5 protein-coding genes are annotated in these 5,543 nt (G+C 42.3%); 3 read left to right on the plus strand and 2 right to left on the minus strand.

Going from position 1 to position 5,543, the window contains the following annotated elements; genetic code table 11:
- The first annotated feature begins 467 nt into the window (after nt 1-467).
- Both ACTRWI_RS21725 and ACTRWI_RS21730 read left to right on the plus strand, forming a co-directional pair.
- Nucleotides 468-1,763: a methyl-accepting chemotaxis protein gene (locus tag ACTRWI_RS21725; protein ID WP_499133793.1), complete on the plus strand. Its 1,296-nt coding sequence runs from the start codon at nt 468-470 to the stop codon at nt 1,761-1,763.
- Between the two features lie 59 nt (nt 1,764-1,822).
- Nucleotides 1,823-2,422: an outer membrane beta-barrel protein gene (locus ACTRWI_RS21730; protein ID WP_499133794.1), complete on the plus strand. Its 600-nt coding sequence runs from the start codon at nt 1,823-1,825 to the stop codon at nt 2,420-2,422.
- 155 nt (nt 2,423-2,577) lie between these two features.
- On the opposite strand, the gene asd is transcribed toward ACTRWI_RS21730, so the two are convergent.
- Both asd and rsgA read right to left on the minus strand, forming a co-directional pair.
- Entirely contained in the window at nt 2,578-3,489 is a 912-nt protein-coding gene (asd, locus tag ACTRWI_RS21735; protein ID WP_499133795.1) for an archaetidylserine decarboxylase, read from the minus strand.
- A gap of 125 nt (nt 3,490-3,614) precedes the next feature.
- Complete coding sequence (rsgA, locus tag ACTRWI_RS21740; protein ID WP_499133796.1) at nt 3,615-4,670, minus strand: small ribosomal subunit biogenesis GTPase RsgA; 1,056 nt, start codon at nt 4,668-4,670, stop codon at nt 3,615-3,617.
- Nucleotides 4,671-4,819: 149 nt separating this feature from the next.
- Here rsgA and orn point away from each other — a divergent pair, with 149 nt between their 5' ends.
- Entirely contained in the window at nt 4,820-5,365 is a 546-nt protein-coding gene (gene orn / locus ACTRWI_RS21745; RefSeq protein WP_004741326.1) for an oligoribonuclease, read from the plus strand.
- Nucleotides 5,366-5,543: the final 178 nt, after the last annotated feature.

Below are 5,543 nucleotides of genomic sequence, written 5' to 3' on the forward strand. Positions count from 1 at the left end.
GTTTTTGGTCAATGTTTAAATTTTTAGATTTTATATTGATAAAGTTGCCTATGAGTCATTTGTCTTAGGTTATTTGTTAATAAGAGAAGTTAACTCCAGTCTATCTTCAGATGGAGGTAAGTTTCAAACGATGAGAGGGTCACTTTTTGTTTTAAATGATAGTTTCATCCTTGCGTTTGTTTATGGAATTGGTGTTCTTTGGTCAATATCTGTGGTTGTTGGCTAGATTTGCGGTACAACACTGAATATCGAGCCAACTATTTCAATTCATACGTTGGATGGGTGTTACCATTACTTTGTAAATCTGTTAAATACCTTTATATAAAAAGATTTTACACCTTATATGCATCCCCTATTTATTGCATTAAGCATACCCCTATAGGTGTGCTTTTTTTTTATGTAATAAATAGCTTTCTAATATTGTTTTATCGTCAGTTGTACTTTTTTTAATGTAAGAAGGCATACAAATGTTCGGAAGTAAGAGTAAGAAGATAAAAGACTTGTCGGAAAGGTTGGAAGTTACATCTAGCCAAATTGGCGCTATTACTAAATTCATTCCAATCATCGAGTTTTCACCTGATGGTAATATCCTCAATGCAAACACGTTATTACTGGATATTCTTGGTTATACACTTGATGAAGTTCAGGGCAAGCACCATTCGAATGTTTGCTTTCCTGAGGTTTCTAACAGCCCCGATTATAAAAATTTTTGGAAAGATTTAGCTAGTGGGCAGGAGAAGCAAGGACGATTCAGACGAAAGCATAAAGATGGCCATGAAGTATGGTTAGAAGCGACATATTTCCCGGTAGTAAAAAGTGGCAATGTGGTGAAAGTTATGAAAATCGCCAGTGATGTGACCCTGAAGCATCAACAAAGTACATCTCGCCTCAGTATACTCGACGCTTTAGACCGCTCACTCGCAACTATTGAATTCACGCCGCAGGGGAAGGTTATCACCGCAAATGATAATTTTTTATCAACGGTTGGTTATCATCTTGATGAAGTTAAGGGTCAACACCATAAGGTTTTTTGTCCTGAAGAAATCCATTCTGAACTCGTGACTTTTTGGGGGGATTTACGTAATGGTCACCCAAAAGTAGGCAGATTCCAACGTAAAACAAAATTCGGGCAAATACTGTGGCTTGAGGCATCTTACAACCCAATATTGGCGGAAGATGGCAGTGTCCTTAAAGTGATTAAGTTTGCTACTGATGTTAGCGATCAAGTGGAGCGGAATGACGCTGTTTCAAGAGCGTCAGAAGTGGCTCACAGTACTGCAGTTGAAACCGCACAAATAGCCAAGGAAGGCATCCTGCTATTAGATAGCAGTGTGCAAGTTTCACACTCTATTAGCTCTCAGGTCAATCAAGCGGTTATACAAACAAGCGAACTTAACCAACGTTCAAGTGACATCGCTGAAATTGTAGGAACCATTAAAGCTATCGCAGAACAAACTAATCTTTTAGCTCTCAATGCTGCAATAGAGGCGGCGAGGGCCGGAGATAGTGGTCGAGGTTTTGCTGTTGTGGCTGATGAGGTAAGGCAGCTTGCTGCGAGGACTGCGCAATCAACGGGTGAAATAGAAAATGTGGTATTGAAAAATAATGCATTAACAGCAGATGTTATGCAGTCAATGGAGGAGGTAGCCAAAATTACGGATGAGGTTAAAGATAGAATTACTCAGATATCCGCAGTAATGGACGAAATTTATAATGGTGCAGAGAATGTCACACAAACCGTAGGGAAACTGAATCTGGCATAAGTGTGATTGATACTCGAAGAAAAATTTACTAAGAATGTTTAATTTATAGGTTGTTTTTTATGAACAAAGTTTTAATTTTCAGTGGTCTAGTCGCAATGTCATTGGTGGCAAATTCGCATGCTAGCGATAATGTCTCTGGCTTCTATTTAGGAGCTGGTTTGGGTACAACTGGAGCCGACATCGATTATGTCAATGAGAGTACTATTGATGAGAGTGGCGCAACATATAAGATTATCGGTGGGTACCAATTTAACCGCATCGTCACTCTAGAAGCCCAGTACACTTCGTATGGAAAGGTGGATTTCAGGGGGGCCACTGTGAAAGGCAAAGGTTTGAGCACTGTCAAAGGTTATCGTTGGGATAAAGCCACTTCATTTTCAGTTGCCGCGAACCTCGGTTATACATTCGATAACGGTATCAGACCGTTTGGTATTATTGGTTTATCCGCGCTTACATTAAACCAGTCAACAAAGGTTTGGGAAGATAGTGGCTCTGCTCTACGTGTCGGGTTCGGTGTCGACTATACGCCTGACTTTTATCCTTCGATGACTTTTCGTGCTGCCATTGAGGCTGATGGCTTCACGCTTGAAGATGATTACTACCGAGATGCGGATGTTACGTTAGGCTCAGGGTATGTAGCAGCTTACTATCGTTTCTAGTTTAATGTGTCGGTATATCGATTTAAATAAAACACGCGATACAAAATCATTAAAAAGAGCAACTTATAATACAAGTTGCTCTTTTTCTCTCTACCCTGTTTCCAATAGACTAGGCTCGACTGTTAGCAGAGCCTTTAGTAAGAGTACTTAAAATGTCAAAGTTGGTCTGTGTTCTTTACTGAATCAACAGCTTCGGTCTCAACGTTTTTACCAGCGATGTGCGCGTAAGGCGTACCAAGAACCGTTTTCTCGCCATTTTGCATCGTGTCGTCGAACTTGATTGCATCTTTCGCAAATAAATTGATCACGGTTGAGCCCAGTTTAAAGCGACCCATTTCTTCGCCTTTCTTCAAGATGATCGCTTTATCACCTTGTGCAGGGTAATCCCACTTGTAAACCGAGTTGCCACGAGGTGGAGTAATCGTGCCAGCCCATACTTGCTCGATGCTACCTACGATAGTCGCACCAACTAATACTTGTGCCATTGGGCCAAATTCCGTATCAAAGATACACACTACGCGCTCGTTACGTGCGAATAGGTTTGGAACGTTCTCTGCCGTTAGCGGGTTTACAGAGAAAAGGTCACCTGGAACGTAGATCATCTGACGCAGTGTACCGTCACATGGCATGTGTACGCGGTGGTAATCACTTGGAGATAGGTAAAGCGTTGCGAATTCACCATCTTTAAACTCTTCAGCAAGACTAGCATCACCACCTAGCAGTTCACGTGCAGAGAAGTCGTGGCCTTTCGCTTGAATCAGCTGACCGTCAGTGATTGGGCCAAATTGGCTTACGCGAGCGTCAGCTGGGTGAACGATAACAGAGTCACCTGCAGCGATAGGGCGCATGCCCTCTTTCAATTCACGTACGAAGAATTCATTGAATGTTTTAAAGTGTTTTGGATCGCTATGTAGCGCTTCATTCATGTTCACTTTGTATTGTTTGATGAACCAATTGATGATCGCTGTCGTTAAGCCGCCCGCTTTAGCAGACGCCAGTTTGCCGACTAGACGAGTTAGTCCATGTTGTGGAATCCAGTACTGCAATCCAACTTTAATCTTATCCATTGTATTAATTTTCCAATGCTATGTGTTTTTCAATTCAATCTGTCGATGACGATTTAGGGCGCGAGATGTTACTTAAATTCGCGCCAATTGTCAGTAACTGCACATATTTGTTCACAAAAACGCGATTAAAGGTCCGCTTTTTTGTTTCGTGAATACTGACGGTTGTCTTTGTTGTTGACCATGCTCTCAATGATGCGGTGGTAGTTTTCGAAGCGCAGTCGACTGATTTTGCCATCTTCAACGGCTTCACGCAGGATGCAGCCTGGATCGTCATTATGTTTACAATCACGGAACTTACAGCCGCCAAGGTAAGGCTTGAACTCAACGAAAGCTTCAGTGATTTCATCGGCTTCTAAGTGCCATAGACCAAATTCACGAACTCCAGGTGAATCGATTAGGTCGCCGCCTGAAGGGAAGTGGTACAAGCGAGCTGCTGTGGTGGTGTGCTGACCAAGGCCTGAGTTTTCAGAAATTTCGCCTTCTTCGATATCGAGTGTCGGCATTAGCGCATTCACTAGGCTGGATTTACCTACACCAGATTGGCCAACAAAGATGTTGATACGCCCTTTGAGTTCAGCTTCGAGCTCTTTGATACCGTAGCCAGACTTTTTACTCACGAACATCACTTTATAGCCGATCTTTTCGTAAATCTTCAGTGTCTCTTGATACTCAGCGATTTGCTCTTCAGTCAGTAGATCGACCTTGTTGAGTACCACAAGCGGTGCGATTTTTACTGTTTCTGAAGCAATCAAGTAACGGTCGATAATATTAAGTGATAGCTCTGGAAGTACAGCAGACACGATAACCATTTGGTCTACGTTGGCCGCAACAGGCTTTAGACCGTCGTAGTAATCTGGGCGAGTCAGCATTGAGGTTCTTGGCTCAACGGCTTCCACAACGCCTGAAATACCAGCCATCGATTCTAGACCTGCGCGCCAAGTCACTCGGTCACCAGAAACTAAAGTCTCGATACTACGGCGTAAGTTACAACGATGAACTTCGTTAGTTTCAAGATCTTCGATATCAGCATGTTGACCAAAGCGTGTAATCACAAGTCCGCTTTTGGTGGTACCAAGCATGTTCTCATCCCATTGGATTGAGTCTTCTTTCTTGAGTCGCTTGTTCTGGTTGCTACGTACGCGACGCACCTGACCTTTAGTTAACTTCTTTTTCTTAGCCACAATTTTTCACTTAACACATCTAACTTGATGATTGGGAACTCAAACTACGGTTGCTGGTGCCATTTGATTTCGATGGCCTTAAAGCTAGTTTGAGTATAGTTATTTGGGTATAGTACCTCTTTTAAACATAAACAAATAGGCGACGCCTTATGTCCTTTAGCGATCAGAACCTAATTTGGGTAGATCTAGAGATGACGGGACTGGATCCTGAAACTCATAAAATCATTGAAATTGCGACTATCGTGACTGATAGTGAGCTTAACATCCTTGCTGAAGGACCTGTTTTGGCTATTCATCAACCTCAGAGTGAATTAGACAAAATGGACGAATGGTGCACAACGACGCACACTGGCAGTGGTCTAGTGAAGCGAATTCAAGAAAGCACCATCACTGAGCAAGACGCTATCGAACAGACGATCGCGTTTCTTGAAAAGTGGGTACCAAAAGGTAAATCGCCGATTTGTGGTAACAGCATTGGCCAAGACCGCCGTTTCCTATACAAGCACATGCCTGAATTAGAGGAGTACTTCCACTACCGCTATGTAGATGTTAGTACGCTTAAAGAGCTGGCTCGTCGTTGGAAACCTGAAGTCTTAGATGGTTTTTCTAAGTCAGGAAGCCACTTAGCATTGGACGATATTCGCGAGTCAATTGCCGAGCTGCAGTACTACCGAAAAACAATTATTAACATCTAGCCAGATAAACTGATCACGTTTGTCTAACTTTTCAGGGACATAAGAGCTGATTTTTTTTCAAATCTGTGTGCTTTTACAGCAGTTGAATAAAAAGTTTCGTAATTTTGCATTAAGGACTTGCATCACAAAAAAATGCTCTTATAATTCGCAGCCCTGAACGGCGAAAGACGTTTTCAGA

It is taken from the genome of Pseudoalteromonas sp. G5_S1_14_S5 (assembly GCF_054968605.1).

Coding starts and splice junctions, on each gene's coding strand:
- asd (WP_499133795.1), bottom strand. CDS start 3,489: ATGGATAAGATTAAAGTTGGATTGCAGTACTGGATTCCACAACATGGA.
- orn (WP_004741326.1), top strand. CDS start 4,820: ATGTCCTTTAGCGATCAGAACCTAATTTGGGTAGATCTAGAGATGACG.
- ACTRWI_RS21725 (WP_499133793.1), top strand. CDS start 468: ATGTTCGGAAGTAAGAGTAAGAAGATAAAAGACTTGTCGGAAAGGTTG.
- ACTRWI_RS21730 (WP_499133794.1), top strand. CDS start 1,823: ATGAACAAAGTTTTAATTTTCAGTGGTCTAGTCGCAATGTCATTGGTG.